The sequence below is a fragment of the Nocardia sp. GCM10030253 genome (genome assembly GCF_042675075.1).
GTDB lineage: Bacteria > Actinomycetota > Actinomycetes > Mycobacteriales > Mycobacteriaceae > Nocardia.
The window spans coordinates 372,021-384,580 of record NZ_JBHTDL010000008.1 but is presented as its reverse complement, the minus strand read 5'-3'; the positions used below and the strand labels follow the sequence as shown (position 1 = coordinate 384,580).

The following is a 12,560-nucleotide window of genomic DNA, read 5'->3' as shown; positions in this document are numbered from 1 at the left end:
CCGCGCTCGAAACAGACTAGGGCAAACGAGCCGGGCAATCCGGACGGGCTAGTTCGGGCCACCTACACACGCGCAGAACAGTTGCGCGTTGCCGTCCACCGCCTGGGCGCGAATATCGGTGTCGGCAGCCGAGATCCAGGCCGCCGCGCCGCGCTCGAGCACCAGCTGTGAGCTGCCGTGCAGTAGGCGCACCGAGCCCGACGTGCACAGCACGATCCCCGGCCCGGCCGCGGTCAGCGGCACCTGTGCCGAGCCCTCGATCAAGTCGAAGCGGCGCAGCGCGAATTCCGGCGCGGGCGTCCGATAGCAGACCGATCCGTCGCCGACCGGTTCCGGCAGCACCACCGGCAGGTCGATCGGTTCGAAATCCAGCACCCGCAACAGCTCCGGCACATCGACATGCTTCGGCGTCAGCCCGCCGCGCAACACGTTGTCGGAGTTGGCCATGATTTCGATGCCGAGTCCGCGCAGGTACGCATGCAGATTGCCGGCCGCTAGGAACAGGCCCTGCCCCGGTTCCAGGGTCAGCCGGTTGAGCAGCAGCGCGGCAAGCACTCCGGCATCGCCCGGATAGGCCTCGGCGAGCTCGAGCGCGGTGCGCGCCTCGGCGACGAACTCCCGACGTCCCTTGGGGAGCGAGGCACCGCCCGACAGGTACTGCACGCAGCCGTCGAGTACCTGCGGCAGCAGCTTGCTCAGCGCGGCGTGCGGCAGCGTGATCCAGGTGGTGAACAGTGTCCGCAGACCCGCCGAATCCGGTTGGGCGGCAAGCAGGTTCGCGTAGGGATCCAACCCGGGCACGTCCAGTGCGCGGAATAGCTCGACGGTGCGGCGCGGATCACGGAATCCGGCCAGCGCCTCGAACCGATCCAGCGCGACGACCAACTCCGGCTTGTGGTTCTCGTCGCGGTAGTTGCGCATCGGCGAGTCCAACGGCACTCGCGTCCGGTTCTCCCGTTCGAACCCGGCACGGGCCTGTGCCGAACTCGGATGCGCCTGCAACGACAGCGGCTCCTCGGCCGCGAGAATCTTCAACAGGAACGGCAGCCGACCACCGAACTCCGATGCGGCCGCGCCCAATTCCCGATCCGGGTCGGCCGAGACCAGTTCCAGCAGCGACCTGCTGTCCCCGTCGATGCGCACATGCGCCGGATCGGCGGGATGCGCGCCGAACCAGAGTTCGGCTTCCGGATGCGCGGACGGTACCGGTCGGCCGCACAACTGAGCGAGCGCGGTGCGTGAACCCCAAGCGTAGGAACGCAGCGCACCAACGAGTTCGTGCACTAGTAGCGTCCCCCGTACTGCCCCTGGCCCTCGGTCGCGCTACCGCGAGAACCGATCAGCCGTAGATAGGCGGCGGCCATTTCCAGTCTGAGCGCCAGCACCGCGAGCTGTTCGAGCTCGGTGCCGTGCCCGGTGGTGCCGAGGCCACTGTCACCGCGGCCGGGTTCGTCCTGCCTGGCCGGTGTGGGGACGGACGGGTCGGTGAGCGTGGTGTGCAGCAGGTCGACGTCGGCGCGCACCAGGTCGGCGTCCACCAGCCCGGACCCGGCGGCGCCGAACACGGCCAGCCTGCGCCGCGCGGCGGACTGATCGGCATCGCAGCTGAGCACGAACACGCGCATGCGCTCCACCGGTACCGGCCCGTCGAGTTCCTCGTCGTGGAACATCGGATCGAAGTTCGGCGCGGATTGCCCTGCGGCCTCGATCATTCGGGGATTGGCGGCTACGGCCTCGGCCAGATTCACCGCGGCAGCCACTCGGCCCGCAGACTGCAGCAGCACCTCGGTGCTGTGCTCGGCCAATTCGGCCGTGGCGGGGGAGTCTCCTGCCAGCACGACCCCACGCTGGTGCATGCGAGCGGCGAGGGTCTTGGCCGGATTGTGGAAGACCTCGTTGTGCGGGCCGTCGCGCAGCGCCTCCGCATCGAGCACATCGGCGAGTTCGGTCAGGTCGGGCACCGCCGCGCCCGCACGCGTCGGGTCGACGATCCGCAGGACGGCCATTCCCGCCGCCAGGAAGCGCAGCAGCCGATTGTGATCGAGCACCTGGACTCTTGGCTCCAACAGCACCGCCCGGCCTGCTGCAGCGGCACGTAGCGGTCCCTCGTGCGGAGCGGCGACCACCACCTCGGCGCCACGGCGCACCGCGCGGTCGACGGCATCGATCAGTCGTGGATCGCCCGCGTCGTCACCGGCGACGACGACCACATCGAGCGGACCGACCCACGGCGGGAGCGACGAGACGGGAACGATGGGGAAGCTTGCTCGATCGCCGAGCGCGGCGACGAGCAGCGCAGCGGCGCGCGCGGCTCGGCCTGCGCCGGAGACGAGCACCACGCTGCGTGGGCGCAGATCGGCAAGGCGCGCGAGCGCATCTTCAGCGACGGCTGCGGCGGTGGCGCGCACCTGAGCGCCGCCGGAAGCGGCCGAGCGCAGGGCGCCGCCGGCATCGGCTGCCTCGAGCGAAGCAGCATCGTCGAGGTCGAGCACCGGTGTTCCAGCGATCATCGGGCGTCCCACCTCCCCTCATCGCGCTGTGCCATCCACACCGAACCCAGATCGGGCGAATCCAAGGCCTGTGATTCCACTATTCCAGTCAGGAGCGAACGATGCTCAGAATCTCGGTCACGAGTGCGTCTACTTCCTCCGGCGATCGGGCTTCGACGTTCAGCCTGAGCAACGGTTCGGTATTCGACGCGCGAAGATTGAACCAGGCGTTGTCGGGCAGCTGCACGGTCACCCCGTCCAACCGGTCCACCGATACGGTCCGGTTCCCGAATGCCTCCACGACAGCCATCGTCCGCGCCTGTGCGTCCGCCACTGTGGAGTTGATCTCTCCGGAGGCCGCATACGTTGCGTACGACGACATCAGCTCCGAGATCGGCCGGTCTTTCTCGCCGAGTGCGGCAAGCACGTGCAGTGCCGCGAGCATCCCGGAATCAGCACCCCAGAAATCGCGGAAGTAGTAGTGCGCGGAGTGCTCGCCGCCGAATACCGCGCCGGTGGCGGCCATCTCCTGCTTGATGAACGAATGGCCGACCCTGGTGCGCACGGGGGTGCCGCCGAGTTCGGTGACGAGCTCCGGCACCGCATGCGAGGTGATGAGGTTGTGGATGATGACCGCGCCCGGCTCCTTGACCAGCTCGCGCTCGGCGACGAGCGCGGTGATCGCCGAGGGGGACACCGGGTCGCCGTTCTCGTCGACCACGAAGCAGCGGTCGGCGTCGCCATCGAACGCGAGGCCGATGTCGGCGCCGGACTTGCGCACCAGATCCTGCAAATCGACCAGGTTCTTCGGGTCGAGCGGGTTCGCCTCGTGGTTGGGGAACGAGCCGTCCAGTTCGAAGTACAGCGGCACGATCTTCAGCTGCGGCAGAGCACCGAGCACCGCGGGCACAGTGTGCCCGCCCATGCCGTTGCCCGCGTCCACCGCGATGGTCAGTGGGCGGATCGCGTCGAGATCGACCAGCCCGCGCAGGTACGTCGCGTAGTCGGCGAGCAGGTCGACCTCGGTGGCGGTGCCGCGCGCGCCCTCGTAGGCGGGGACGCCCTCGATGACCTCGCTCTTGATCGTGGCGAGGCCGGTGTCCTGACCGACGGGCAGTGCCTTCGCACGGCACATCTTGATGCCGTTGTAGCGGGCCGGGTTGTGGCTGGCGGTGAACATGGCGCCCGGGCAGTCCAAGCTGCCGGAAGCGAAGTACAGCTGGTCGGTGGAGGCGAGCCCGATGTGCACCACATCGAGGCCTTGATCGAGTACGCCGTCGGCGAAAGCAGTGGCCAAACCAGGCGAGGAATCCCGCATGTCGTGTCCGATGACCACGCGGTTCGCGCCCTCGGCGCGCATCAGCCTGGCGAAGGAAGCGCCTACGTCCCTTACGAATTGCGCGTCGATCTGTTCACCGACCACTCCGCGAACGTCGTAGGCCTTGATCACCGCGTTCACGAATTCGGCAGAGCGCGCGACTGTCATGGGAACCACCCTAGTGGTTGCCCGAGGCGCCCCTGACACGGTCCCGCCCTCTGGTCAGCTCGGGGGGTCGGGCAGCACTCGCAGATGTCCGCGGCGACCGGTTCGGGTGGCCCGCGGCGGCGGGGCGTAGTCGGAGTAGCCGCGCTGATCGTGCTCGGGCGGGCGACGGCGTAATCCCGCTTCACGTACCGCTTCGGCCAGAGCTGTCAGATCGTCGTCATCCGGTGTGCTCGAAGAGAATCCGCCTTCGTGGCGAACCATTTCCCAGCCCTTCGGGGCGGTGATCCGGGAACCGTGCGTTTCACAGAGATCCCAGGAGTGCGGTTCGGCCACCGTGGCCAGCGGTCCGACGACTGCTGTCGAGTCCGAGTACACATAGGTGAGCGTCGCTACGGCCGGATTCTTGCAGCCTGGTCGGCAGCAACGACGCATGGGGATCACGACGATGAGAGTAACCCGCCACGCCGCCCGATGGAGGCAGACACGCTCAGGTAATGGATGAGACTTGTCCGGATCACCGCCGGCGAGTCCGCACGGCGACAACTGATCTCGTGCTAATCGCCCTCGGGGTCGATGAGGTCGGGGTCGACGCCGAGGTAGGTGGCGATCTGCTGGACGAGGACTTCGCGGAGCAGATCGACGAGATCGTCGGGGTCGCCCGCACGGAGTTCGAGAGGTTTGCGGAACAGCACCACCCTGGCGCGTGTCGCCACGCCGTGCCGGTCGACTCCCGCCGGGATGAGTCGCGACAGCGGCACCGGCCCATCGGCCACGACCTCGTCCGGCCAGGTGACCGAATCAGGGTGCAGCGGACGGATTTTCGGCACATCGTCGACCGCGATATCCAGCTTGGTGAGCCGATCGTGCCAGCGGGTGTCCAGCGGCGCGAACGCTTCGAGCACCAGCCGATCGAACTGCTGGCCGCGGGTTCGCCACGCGGGCACTGTCGGCGGCAGCATCGGCCCGCGCAACCCACGGCCGCGGCGGATCACCGACCGAGCGGTCGGCGGTCGTCGGTTCCGAAAATGCGCCATGGACAAAATCTAGGCCAGCCCGCCGCGAACTCGCGCACCGAGGCAGGCTGGCCTCGCGTCTTCTAGCCGATACCACGCTTCAGGCGGCGCCGCTCGCGTTCGGAGAGGCCGCCCCAGATGCCGAAGCGCTCATCGTGCGCGAGTGCGTATTCCAGGCACTCGTCGCGTACCTCGCAGCCCAGGCAGATCCGCTTGGCCTCGCGGGTCGAGCCGCCCTTCTCGGGGAAGAACGCCTCGGGATCTGTTTGCGCGCACAGGGCGCGCTCCTGCCACTGCTCCTCGATGGATTCGAACATCTCGTCGAAGCCCGTCACGACCAGGCTGAGCCGGGGTGGTGCCGAGACTTCGTTACCCCCCTCATGCTCGATCCGGCCGATGTCTGCGCAGACGCCACGTGCTGCGCCTGCTGTGGAATCGGTCGGCGAGACCATTTCGTTGGCCATCGCTCCGCCTCCTCACTGTGTGTTAGCGCAGAATGATTCTTTCCGTCGGACCAACACGCACACCGACGGCCCTACCCCGCGACGTTGTCCCGCGGACATCCCCGAGCTTGTCATCCCGATGCGAACACCTGTTCGAAAAGCCGTCCGCGCCTTGATCTCTCACGCGAACCCGAAATGACATGACTGTGATTAGACACGCCGGACGTGTCGATGGTCAAGCCGCCGTCGCAATTCCGTTACTATCCGCAACCGCATTCCAGATTGATCTTGAACCGCCAAATAGCAAATGAGCAGCAAATATGGGATGAACTGCGGCCGCTCCGGCACCGCATAGGCTGTGCGGATGTGACTCCACAACAAGCGGACACCGCACCAGCCGGCGGGCCCCGGATTGCCGTCCTGGTGGGCGGAGTCGGTGGCGCGCGCTTCTTGCAAGGCGTTCGGGAACTGCTGCCCGAGGCAGACGTTTCCGCGATCGTCAACGTCGGTGACGACGTCTGGATGCATGGCCTTCGCATCTGCCCCGACCTCGATACCTGCATGTACACCCTCGGCGGAGGAATCGACACCGAGCGCGGCTGGGGCAGGCTCGGCGAAACCTGGCACGCCAAGGAAGAGCTGGCCAAATATCACGCTCAGCCCGATTGGTTCGGTCTCGGCGATCGAGACATCGCCACGCACTTGGTTCGCAGTGAAATGTTGCGTGCCGGGTACCCGCTCTCGGCGGTGACCGAGGCGCTCTGCAATAGGTGGCAGCCGGGCGTGAAACTGATCCCGGCAACGGACGATCGATGCGAAACACACGTGGTTGTGAGCGACCCCGACAACCCTGGCGAACGCCGCGCGATCCATTTCCAAGAGTGGTGGGTTCGCTACCGCGCGAACATCGACACCCATGGATTCGCCACAATTGGGGCCGATGAAGCCAAGCCGGCGCCAAATGTGACGGAGATCATAGCGAGCGCTGACGCCGTCTTACTGGCCCCGTCCAACCCGGTGGTGAGCATCGGCGCGATCCTCGCGGTACCGGGTATTCGCGGCGCGCTGCGCACCACCGACGCCAAGGTGATCGGGGTGTCCGGGGTGATCGACGGGAAGCCGCTGCGCGGCATGGCCGACGAGTGCCTCTCGGTGATCGGCGTCGAGACCACCGCCGAGGCGATCGGCCGCTACTACGGCGCCCGCACTGCTACCGGCATCCTCGACGGCTGGTTGATCCACACCACCGACACCGCCGACGTGCCGGGCGTCGAGGTGCGCAGTGTGCCTTTGTTGATGACCGATCCGCCGACTACCGCCGAAATGGTGCGGGAGGCGCTCGACCTCGCGGGAGTGAAGCCATGACCACGGAAGGTGTGCTCGGCCCGACCGATCACGCGGCGGGGGAGCTGCGCATCTTGCCGATTACCGGACTGCCGGAGTTCCGGCCCGGCGACGATCTCGCCGAACACATCGCCGCTTGCGCGCCGTGGCTGGCCGACGGCGACATCCTCGTCGTCACCAGCAAGATCGTCGCCAAGGCCGAGGGCAGGATCGTCGAGGCCCCGCTCGACCCGGAGGAGCGTGATGCCGCGCGCCGCGCCCTTGTCGAGCAGGAAGCCGTGCGCGTGCTCGCGCGCAAAGGCCGCACGCTGATCACCGAGAACAAGCTCGGCATCGTCCAGGCCGCCTCCGGCGTGGACGGCTCCAATGTCGAGCAGGGTGAACTCGTGCTGTTGCCGTCCGACCCCGACGCCAGTGCGAAGGCCTTGCGCACCGCGTTGTCCGAACGGCTCGGGGTTGCCGTCGCGGTGATCATCACCGACACCATGGGCCGGGCCTGGCGCACCGGCCAGACCGACGCCGCCATCGGCTCCTCCGGACTGCGGGTGCTGCACGACTACGCGGGCGCTGTCGACGGCCAGGGCAACGAACTACATGTCACTCAGGTCGCGGTGGCGGACGAACTCGCCGCCGCGGCGGATCTGGTGAAGGGCAAACTCGGCGGCGTGCCGGTCGCGGTGGTGCGCGGGCTGCCGGTCAGCGACGACGGTTCCACCGCCGCCGATCTATTGCGTGGCGGCACCGACGACCTTTTCTGGCTCGGCACCGCGGAGGCCATCGAGAAGGGCCGGTCGGAAGCGGTGCTGCTGCGCCGATCGGTCCGGCAGTTCGCTGACGCATCGGTCGATCCCGAGCGCGTCCGCGCCGCTGTCGCAGTGGCACTGACCGCGCCCGCGCCGCATCACACTCGTCCGGTTCGGTTCGTCTGGCTGCGCAAGCCCGGACTGCGCAAACAGTTGCTGGAGGCGATGGCGGAGAAGTGGCGCGAAGACCTCACCGCCGACGGGCTGTCGCCGGAACGGGTCGAGCGCCGAATCGCTCGTGGCCGAATCCTTTTCGACGCCCCCGAGGTGATCATCCCGTTCTGCGTGCCCGACGGCGCGCACGACTACCCGGACGAGCGGCGCCGTGCCAACGAGCGAACCATGTTCACCGTCGCGGTCGGCGCGGCCGTCCAGGGGTTGCTCGTAGCCCTCGCCACCGAGGGCCTCGGCAGCTGCTGGATCGGCTCGACCATCTTCGCGCCGGAAATCACTCGCGACATCCTCGGCCTGGCCGAGGACTGGAACCCATTGGGCGGCATCGCCATCGGCCACCCCTTGGAGGAACTGACCCCCCGCCCCGTGCACACCACCGGCCTCGGCCTGGTCGAACTGTGACCGAGGCGGATCGATGAGCGCGAGTTCACTGCATGCTTCGGCGACGGAGTTGCTCGAGGCTTGGCGGCCGGTGGTGGGGGCGGATGCTTCGTTGCGGGAAGCGATGCTGGCGTTTCTGGGGTCGGCGCCGCGCGGGTGCTTGCGTGAGCACGTACCCGGGCACATCACGGCATCGGCGGTGGTGTTCTCGCATGATGAACGCGAGGTGCTGCTGACGCTGCACCCGCGGGTGGGTCGTTGGATCCAGCTCGGTGGGCACTGTGAGGAAGGCGACGAGACGGTGGCCGCTGCCGCACTGCGGGAGGCGACCGAGGAGTCGGGTCTGACGGGTCTGCGGATGGATCCGGAACTGTATGGCGCGCAGGCGCATCCGATCACCTGCTCGCTCGGTGTCCCGACCAGGCATCTGGATCTGCTGTTCCGGATCGTGGCCCCACCCGGCGCGATCCCGGTCCGCAGCGCCGAATCCACCGACCTGCGCTGGTGGCCGATCGACGCGCTGCCAGCGGACGCCGACGTGCTGCTGCGCTGATGGGCGCTCATCGGCGGTAGTCGATTGGCGGCCCGGTCCTGGCCGCCATTCGACTCCGTTCGTCTCTCGTACCTCGCAACACACCCCACTTCCGAACGAGGTCTCCGGGGTGTCCGATTTGCCGTTTCCGCCAGTCTGTACAAATCATCTGTTTTGTATAGACAGAAGACAATTAGATCTCTAATGTCAATTGAGTGGGTATCGCGCATCACATGTGATGCGCCGCTCGAATGGAGAGACAACGATGTCGACAGAAACCGATACCTCGGGCCGTCAGGTCGAGGCGGCGGCGTGGCGGGACCGCAAGCGGTACATGTGGCTGTGGGGGTTGTTCGCGCCGACCGGCCTTTTCACCATCGGCCTGCCCCTGATCTGGGCATTCAATGAACTCGGCTGGGACAGGCTGGCCCAGGTGCCGTTCTGGCTCGGGCCCGTCCTGGTCTACGTCCTCATCCCGCTGGCCGACATCTTCTTCGGCCCGGACGGCGACAACCCGCCCGACGAGGTGATGGAGTACCTGGAGAACGACAAGTACTACCGCTACCTCACCTACCTGTACCTGCCGTTCCAGTACGCGACGCTGATCATGGCCTGCTACCTGATTACCGCCGACAATGTGAGCTGGCTCGGTATCGACGGCGGCCTGCACATCATCGACAAGATCGGCCTCGCGCTCACCGTCGGCATGATCGGCGGCATCGGCATCAACACCGCGCACGAGCTCGGACACAAGAAGGTCGACCTGGAGCGGTGGCTGTCGCGGATCGCCCTGGCCCAGTCGTTCTACGGGCACTTCTACATCGAGCACAATCGCGGCCACCACGTGCGCGTCGCCACCCCGGAGGATCCGGCGAGTTCCCGTCTGGGCGAGTCGTTCTGGGCGTTCTGGCCGCGCACCGTGTGGGGCAGCTTCAGGTCTTCGTGGCGGCTGGAGAAGGCGCGCCTCGAACGGCTCGGCAAGAAGCCGTGGAGCCTGCAGAACGAGGTGCTCAGCGCCTGGCTGATGTCGGTGGCGCTGTATGCGGTGCTGATCGCGGTGTTCGGCATCGGAGTGCTGCCATATCTGATCCTGCAGGCAGTGGTCGGCTTCAGCCTGCTGGAGGCGGTCAACTACCTGGAGCACTACGGCTTGGTGCGCCAGCGCACCGCGTCCGGTCGGTACGAGCGTCCGTCCCCGGTGCACAGCTGGAACAGCGACCACATCGTCACCAATATCTTCCTGTACCACCTGCAGCGGCACAGTGACCACCACGCCTATCCGACGCGGCGTTACCAGACGCTGCGCAGCTGGGACGGCGCGCCCAACCTGCCGAGCGGCTACGCCAGCATGATCCTGCTCGCCTACTTCCCGCCGCTGTGGCGCCGGGTGATGGACAAGCGGGTACTCGCGCACTACGGCGGCGACATCACCCGCGCGAACATCCATCCGGCCAAGCGGGACAAGGTGATCGCCCGCTACGGGGTGGGGTCCGCGGCCGCGGGTTCGGGTGTGGAGGCGGCTGGAGCATGAGCTCGTTTCGTTGCCCCGTCTGCGACTACGTCTACGACGAGGCGAAAGGTGCACCGCACGAGGGTTTCCCGGCGGGCACGTCGTGGGACAAAGTGCCCGACGACTGGTGCTGCCCGGACTGTGGGGTGCGGGAAAAGATCGACTTCGAAGTGATGGGAGCTGCCAGATGACCGAATACAAGCTGTTCCAATGTATCCAGTGCGGCTTCGAATACGACGAAGCCAAGGGCTGGCCGGAGGACGGCATCGAGCCGGGCACCCGCTGGGACGACATTCCCGACGATTGGACCTGTCCGGACTGTGGCGCGGCGAAGGCCGACTTCTACATGGTCGAGATCGAGCGGTCGTGAGATTTTGACTGCGGCATATCCCCGTGACAATGTCGCGGGTATGCCGCGCACAGGACCGAGGGTTCCGTATCAGGAGGCGGCGCGGGTACTCCTGCGCACATCGGTCCTCGACGCGATGCGTGAGCTACTCACCGAGCGGGACTGGTCGAAGATCACCCTCGGCGACGTGGCGGCCAGGGCCGGGGTGAGCAGGCAGACCCTGTACAACGAATTCGGATCGCGGTCGGGCCTCGCGCAGTCCTATGCGCTGCGCTTGGCCGACGATCTGGTCGATCATGTTCGTACGGCGATCGACGGCAATGTCGGTGACGTCCGGGCCGCGTTCCACGAGGGCCTCGGTGGCTTCTTCCTCGAGGCCGCCGCAGACCCGCTGGTGCAGTCCCTGCTCGCAGGCGAGGTGAAGCTGGATCTGTTGCGGCTTATCACTCTCGATGCCGGGCCGTTGCTCGAACATGCCACCGAGCGGCTGGCTGTCGCGTTCCAGCACAGTTGGGTGGGTGCGACGGCGGCCGAATCGGCGGTTCTCGCACATGCGCTGGTGCGCATCGCCTTGAGCTACATTCCGACACCGCCCGCGCCGGGTCGGAACGCGCCCGCCGATCTGAGCGATTTGCTGAGTCCGTACGTCGAGGCAATCCTGGCGGCGCGGGAATTGAGCTAGCGCCGCTGCGGGGGCTCGGCACTGGTTAGCCAGGGGTGTGCGGTGATTGCCGTCACAGGTCAATGTGCTTAAAAACCAACTGTCAGGCATGTAACTGCCGACACTTTTGGGAGTCTTCCCGGTGTGTAGCAGTCATAAGGTCTGTATGTATTGTCATGCGTCGGAGTCAGGGTACTTATTTAGCGGGGCAAACGTGCAATCGGTTGGCAAACCGACGGGGTCGCCAGACCCCAAGCGCCATCTGTGGGTGCTGGGCCTACTCGCACCGTCGTGCGCGCTGCTGCCATCACAGCTGGTTCTGCACACCGGGGCTGTCGTCTTCTGGTGGCTCGGCCCGATCATCGTGCTGATCGTCATCCCGGTACTGGACTGGGTGATCGGCGACGACGGCAGCAATCCGCGCGACGAGGACTACGAGTTGCTGTCCAACGATCGTTACTACCGTTGGTGCACCTACCTTTTCCTGCCCATCCAGCTGTTGGGCCTCGGTATCGCCAGCTACATGTGGGCCGGTGACGAACTGGGCGTCGTCGACAAGCTAGGGCTCGCCGCCACCTTGGGATTCGTCAGCGGCATCGGCATCAACGCGGCGCATGAACTCGGGCACCGGGTCGAGCACCTGGAGCGCTGGCTCGCCAAGATCGCGCTCGCGCAGTCGGGGTACGGCCATTTCTTCGTCGAGCACAACCGTGGACACCACGCCAGGGTCGCCACTCCCGAGGATCCGGCCAGCGCCCGAATGGGGGAGTCGCTCTGGGAGTTCTTGCCGCGCACCGTTTCCGGTGGATTCCGCTCGGCTGTCGCACTGGAACGTGAGCGTTTGACGCGCAAAGGCCACCGCTGGTGGAGCGTGCACAACCACATCCTGCAGGCGTGGTCGATGAGCCTCGCGCTGTTCGGCCTGCTGCTCGGCCTGTTCGGCTGGCGTGTGCTGCCCTTCCTGCTGCTGCAAGCCGTGATCGGGATCGCCCTGTTGGAGACGGTGAACTACGTCGAGCACTACGGTCTGCTGCGGGCGCGCAGGCCGAAGGGGCTCTACGCGCGGTGTTCGCCGCGCGACAGCTGGAACAGCGACCGTCTTGTCACCAATATTTTCCTGTTCCATCTGCAGCGCCACAGTGACCATCACGCCAATCCCGGTCGCCGATACCAGACCTTGCGCAGCTCGATGCAGGCACCGCAATTACCCGCCGGGTACGCCACCATGATCGTGTTCGCGGCGATTCCGCCGCTGTGGCGCCATGTCATGGATCACCGGGTGCTGGCCCATTACGACGGTGACATCACCCTGGCGAACATCCAGCCCCGCAAGCGCCGCCGTATTCTTTCCGACTACGGGGTGACCGCGTAGTCC

General features: G+C 66.6%; 14 protein-coding genes. 8 read left to right on the top strand and 6 right to left on the bottom strand.

Annotated features, from left to right (window positions below; translation table 11 throughout):
* Window positions 1-48: 48 nt before the first annotated feature.
* From manA to ACFQZZ_RS20280, 6 genes are all read right to left on the bottom strand, one after another.
* Window positions 49-1,284 carry a mannose-6-phosphate isomerase, class I gene (manA, locus tag ACFQZZ_RS20305; RefSeq protein ID WP_378682834.1) on the bottom strand — a complete coding sequence of 412 codons (1,236 nt, stop codon included), beginning with the start codon at window positions 1,282-1,284 and terminating at the stop codon, window positions 49-51.
* Window positions 1,284-2,510 carry a tobH protein gene (locus ACFQZZ_RS20300; protein WP_378682831.1) on the bottom strand — a complete coding sequence of 409 codons (1,227 nt, stop codon included), beginning with the start codon at window positions 2,508-2,510 and terminating at the stop codon, window positions 1,284-1,286. The genes manA and ACFQZZ_RS20300 overlap by 1 nt, the downstream gene beginning before the upstream one ends.
* Window positions 2,511-2,598: 88 nt before the next feature.
* Window positions 2,599-3,975, bottom strand: a complete 1,377-nt coding sequence (locus ACFQZZ_RS20295; RefSeq protein WP_378682828.1) for a phosphomannomutase/phosphoglucomutase — start codon at window positions 3,973-3,975, stop codon at window positions 2,599-2,601.
* A gap of 54 nt (window positions 3,976-4,029) precedes the next feature.
* A complete protein-coding gene (locus ACFQZZ_RS20290) occupies window positions 4,030-4,407 on the bottom strand; it encodes a DUF3499 domain-containing protein (protein WP_378683187.1) in 378 nt (125 codons plus the stop codon).
* A 122-nt stretch (window positions 4,408-4,529) separates the two neighbouring features.
* Window positions 4,530-5,009 carry a metallopeptidase family protein gene (locus tag ACFQZZ_RS20285; protein ID WP_378682825.1) on the bottom strand — a complete coding sequence of 160 codons (480 nt, stop codon included), beginning with the start codon at window positions 5,007-5,009 and terminating at the stop codon, window positions 4,530-4,532.
* Window positions 5,010-5,071: 62 nt separating this feature from the next.
* Complete coding sequence (locus tag ACFQZZ_RS20280) at window positions 5,072-5,305, bottom strand: WhiB family transcriptional regulator (protein WP_040709504.1); 234 nt, start codon at window positions 5,303-5,305, stop codon at window positions 5,072-5,074.
* Window positions 5,306-5,797: 492 nt separating this feature from the next.
* On the opposite strand from ACFQZZ_RS20280, the gene cofD reads away from it, so the two are divergent.
* The 8 genes from cofD (at window position 5,798) to ACFQZZ_RS20240 (ending at window position 12,557) form a co-directional block, all read left to right on the top strand.
* Window positions 5,798-6,796 (top strand): 2-phospho-L-lactate transferase, encoded by a 999-nt coding sequence (gene cofD, locus ACFQZZ_RS20275; RefSeq protein WP_378682822.1) that lies wholly within the window; start codon window positions 5,798-5,800, stop codon window positions 6,794-6,796.
* Window positions 6,793-8,154 carry a coenzyme F420-0:L-glutamate ligase gene (locus ACFQZZ_RS20270; protein ID WP_378682819.1) on the top strand — a complete coding sequence of 454 codons (1,362 nt, stop codon included), beginning with the start codon at window positions 6,793-6,795 and terminating at the stop codon, window positions 8,152-8,154. Before cofD ends, ACFQZZ_RS20270 begins: the two co-directional genes overlap by 4 nt.
* 13 nt (window positions 8,155-8,167) lie before the next feature.
* Window positions 8,168-8,686 carry an NUDIX hydrolase gene (locus ACFQZZ_RS20265; RefSeq protein ID WP_378682816.1) on the top strand — a complete coding sequence of 173 codons (519 nt, stop codon included), beginning with the start codon at window positions 8,168-8,170 and terminating at the stop codon, window positions 8,684-8,686.
* A gap of 244 nt (window positions 8,687-8,930) precedes the next feature.
* Window positions 8,931-10,196 (top strand): alkane 1-monooxygenase, encoded by a 1,266-nt coding sequence (locus tag ACFQZZ_RS20260; protein ID WP_378682813.1) that lies wholly within the window; start codon window positions 8,931-8,933, stop codon window positions 10,194-10,196.
* Window positions 10,193-10,366, top strand: coding sequence for a rubredoxin (locus tag ACFQZZ_RS20255; protein ID WP_378682811.1), 174 nt, complete (start codon window positions 10,193-10,195; stop codon window positions 10,364-10,366). Before ACFQZZ_RS20260 ends, ACFQZZ_RS20255 begins: the two co-directional genes overlap by 4 nt.
* Window positions 10,363-10,545: a rubredoxin gene (locus ACFQZZ_RS20250; protein ID WP_063047281.1), complete on the top strand. Its 183-nt coding sequence runs from the start codon at window positions 10,363-10,365 to the stop codon at window positions 10,543-10,545. Before ACFQZZ_RS20255 ends, ACFQZZ_RS20250 begins: the two co-directional genes overlap by 4 nt.
* A 40-nt stretch (window positions 10,546-10,585) precedes the next feature.
* Window positions 10,586-11,206: a TetR/AcrR family transcriptional regulator gene (locus tag ACFQZZ_RS20245; RefSeq protein ID WP_378682807.1), complete on the top strand. Its 621-nt coding sequence runs from the start codon at window positions 10,586-10,588 to the stop codon at window positions 11,204-11,206.
* A 247-nt stretch (window positions 11,207-11,453) separates the two neighbouring features.
* Window positions 11,454-12,557, top strand: a complete 1,104-nt coding sequence (locus tag ACFQZZ_RS20240) for an alkane 1-monooxygenase (RefSeq protein ID WP_378682804.1) — start codon at window positions 11,454-11,456, stop codon at window positions 12,555-12,557.
* The last annotated feature ends 3 nt before the right edge of the window (window positions 12,558-12,560 follow it).